General features: G+C 52.2%; 5 protein-coding genes. All 5 read left to right on the top strand.

All coding sequences use genetic code 11. The features are described from left to right. The coding region (locus FBQ85_28145) for a T9SS type A sorting domain-containing protein (GenBank protein MDL1879005.1) at nucleotides 1-445 on the top strand (445 nt) is incomplete at its 5' end. 157 nt (nucleotides 446-602) lie between these two features. Then, nucleotides 603-1220 (top strand): hypothetical protein, encoded by a 618-nt coding sequence (locus FBQ85_28150; protein ID MDL1879006.1) that lies wholly within the window; start codon nucleotides 603-605, stop codon nucleotides 1218-1220. Between the two features lie 120 nt (nucleotides 1221-1340). Further along, a complete protein-coding gene (locus tag FBQ85_28155) occupies nucleotides 1341-2318 on the top strand; it encodes an ABC transporter ATP-binding protein (protein ID MDL1879007.1) in 978 nt (325 codons plus the stop codon). Then, the gene (locus FBQ85_28160) at nucleotides 2315-3142 is read left to right on the top strand and encodes a hypothetical protein (GenBank protein MDL1879008.1); all 828 of its coding nucleotides are present in this window, start codon (nucleotides 2315-2317) and stop codon (nucleotides 3140-3142) included. The genes FBQ85_28155 and FBQ85_28160 overlap by 4 nt, the downstream gene beginning before the upstream one ends. Before the next feature lie 11 nt (nucleotides 3143-3153). Then, nucleotides 3154-3439: hypothetical protein (locus FBQ85_28165; GenBank protein ID MDL1879009.1), on the top strand; the 286-nt coding region annotated here is incomplete at its 3' end.

Genomic DNA, 3439 nt, shown 5'->3' on the forward strand with positions numbered 1-3439 from the left:
GGCGGGCGTGCCGCATGGCTCGAATCAATGGGAAGAATGGAAAAAAGAAGTCATTCGCCTGAGCCTGCTGTATGGCATTCTCACGCCGTTTACGAGTTTTACCGATCCGGGCCCGCCGCCCACCAGCGTGGAAGAATCCTCACAGGAGGCGGCTGCACCACCCGAGACTTTTGTGCTGCTGCAAAATTATCCCAATCCCTTCAATCCCGAAACGCGCATTACGTATGTTTTGAACGAAGGCCTGGCGCACGTCACGTTGAAGATTTACGATCTCAACGGCAAGCTGGTGCGCGTGCTGGTCGATGGCGATCAACCCGCAGGAATGCACAGCGCTGTTTGGGACGGCTTGGATGAGTTCGGAACCGTGATGGCCTCGGGCGTGTATTTCTATGTTTTGGAAATCGAGGGCATGAAGCAAATGAAACGGATGGTGTTGTTGCGTTGACCCGATCATTTTTGTGAATTTCTCAAGCCTCGCTCATGAAATGAAACAAGGTGAGCGAGGCTTTTTTGCCTTGAAAAAAGGCTTTAGAAAAGAAAAAAGCTTTCGTATCTTCGCGCTATTCTTTTGCTCGAACTCACATCTTACGAAAGCGGCATTCATGGCACTACGCGAGAAGATTCTGCGTGCGGCTCCTGTGATTATAGCGTGGGGCGTTCTCATTTTGATTGCACGGGCCGGGGTTTTTACCGAACAATTTTATGGATTACCCGTTTTGTTCGTACTCATCAGCGTTGCTTGCGCATTTTTCCCGGTGCCGGTAAATGTGCTGGTATTATTGGCAAGCCAATCGACCGATGGCCTGTCCGTAATTGCGGTTGCAACCGCTGCGACATTTTTTGCATTTTTATTGGAATACGCCATCTATGATCTCATCGTCCGCCGCGGCAAAATGCTCGACGTGAAAGACATCAAGCTGGTGTCGAAACTATTTGCCGGCTTCGACAAATATCCCTTCTCGATTATTGCCTTTGCTTCCTTTCTGCCGATTTCCTCCGAGCCGCTGCGGCTATATGCCATCTCTTCAAAATATAACAAGTATTACTTTGCCCTTGCCGGGTTGGTGGGGCGCGCGTTTCGCTTCGCTTCCCTGGTTTGGATCGGCGCATTGTTCGGTACGCCAGACTGGCTGATCGTGCTGGTGGTGCTGCTGCCCGGCGCTTTGCTGCTGCTGCTTTACGGCATGCGCAAACTCAAAACCGCGCGGTCGCGCGTCTGAATAGCGTGATTCGGGTATCATAGCTTTCGCCACCGTTTTCGGCGTTCACTCCCGCCAAATTCGTCTGTAACCAAAAGTCGCTCTTGCACGTACAAGTTCTGCCACCAAACAGGAGCTTGTATGCCCCCCATTATCGCAACGCAAAACTTAACGCGCCATTTCAATCGTGGCCGCGTCAAGGCTTTGCAGAACGTCAGCCTGACCGTCGCGCCCGGAAAAATTTTCGGCTTGCTCGGTCCGAACGGCGCCGGCAAAACCACCTTCATCAAAATTCTGCTCGGTTTGCAGCGCGCGGACAGCGGCAACGCCACGATGTTCGGCATTTCCGTCGCATATCCCGGGGCACGCACACGCGTGGGCTACCTTCCTGAAAACCATCGCTTTCCGGAATTTCTCAGCGGCGCGGCGCTGCTCGATTATTGCGGCCGGTTGAGCGGCATGAGGGACAAAGCCGAACGACTGAAGCGCGCAGAATTGTTGCTCAAGCGTGTGAAAATGTGGGAATGGCGTGATACGCGCACGAAGAAATACAGCAAGGGCATGCTGCAACGCCTGGGCATTGCGCAAGCGCTGCTGCACGATCCCGATTTGATCATTCTCGATGAACCGACGGACGGCGTCGATCCCATTGGCCGCAAGGAGATTCGCGATCTGTTGGTTGAACTCAAAGCGCAAGGCAAAACGGTTTTCATCAACTCCCATCTGCTCTCCGAAGTCGAGATGATCTGTGACGAAGTTGCCATTCTTAACAAGGGTATGTTGCTGCGCCAGGGCACGGTACAGGAGTTGACGATTTCCGATCAGCGCTATCGCTTGCAGGCTTCCGTGAAAGATGCCGAGTTGATGCAGCAAATTCGCGCACGCGCCAGCTTTGCCGAGGCTAACAACGGCCATCTCGATCTTGTCGTATCCGGGCCTGAGCCTTTGAACGAAATCATCGACCTGTTGCGCCAGCATCGTACCTTGATTCAAGCCATCATTCCGCACCGGCAAACGCTCGAAGAAAGCTTTTTTCAGACGATTCAAGGCACGGAGACGACGGATTTCAACATGGTCTTCTCCGCTGCGGAAGCGAAAAATTCGGAGGGTAAATCATGAACCAGCTCTGGGCCGTCTGTTATTACACGTTCCGTGAGTCGCTTGCGCGCAAAACGTTTATCGGCTTTTTTATTGTCTCTTCCATCGTGCTGGCGGTTTTGCTGCTGGCTTTGAATGTCGATGCGGTTGATGGCGCGATTGCCTCGCTCTCGCTTTTCGGCAAGGAAGCCGAGGGAATTGATGTGAGCGTGGATAAATTCGTGATTGGCATAGAGTCGGTCTTGGCGGGCGCGCTGTTCACCGGCGGCTTGTTTTTTTCGATTTTTGCAACCGCGAGTCTCGTGCCCAACATGCTCGACAAGGGCAATATTGACTGGCTGCTGGCCAAACCGATTTCTCGCGAACGGTTATTGTTTGGGCGTTTTCTCGGCGCACTCGCGATTGTCACGTTTAATGTATTCTATTTGATCGGCGGCGCCTGGCTCATTCTCTCGCTCAAAACCGGCATGTGGCATTGGCCGTTTTTGCTCAGCGGAGTGATGATCACCGCAACCTTTGCGGTGTTGTACGGTTTCATGGTTTTTCTGGGCGTAACGCTGCAAAACTCGGCGGTTACGATCATGGGCGCTTATTTGATCACCTTCTTCAGTCCGTTTCTGTTCAAGCGCAATCAGATTTATGCCTTACTGTCTGAAAAAATTTATCAATGGCTTGTTGACGGGCTTTATTACATCACCCCCCGCACGTTCGAACTTGGAAAAATGGTAACCGAAACGGTGATAGGCGAGACGGTGGCAAGCTGGGTGCCGCTCTGGCATTCGCTGCTCATCGGCCTGTTTTTCTTTGGCCTGGCAGTTTTTTCTTTTAAACGCAAAAATTTTTAGGAGTCCCTTCCATGCGAAAACAATTTTTACTTGCGCTGCTCGCTCTCATCGCCATCACGGCTTGCCAGCGCAAGCAAACAGAAATTCCGTTGGCGGCGCGTGAAGACTTCAAACACCTGCCGGCGGCAAGTTCCATGATTCTTTACAGTGATGTCAGCAAGATTGCCCAGTCGCCGCTGGCAGAAGAAATTTTGCAGGTGATGGAAGAACGCATGCACGAGGAATGGCAGGACAAGGATATCGAAGAATTCAAAACCGCCACGGGTTTCGATCCACGCCGTGATATTCACACGATTT

This window comes from Cytophagia bacterium CHB2 (assembly GCA_030263535.1).
Taxonomy (GTDB): Bacteria; Zhuqueibacterota; Zhuqueibacteria; order Zhuqueibacterales; family Zhuqueibacteraceae; genus Coneutiohabitans.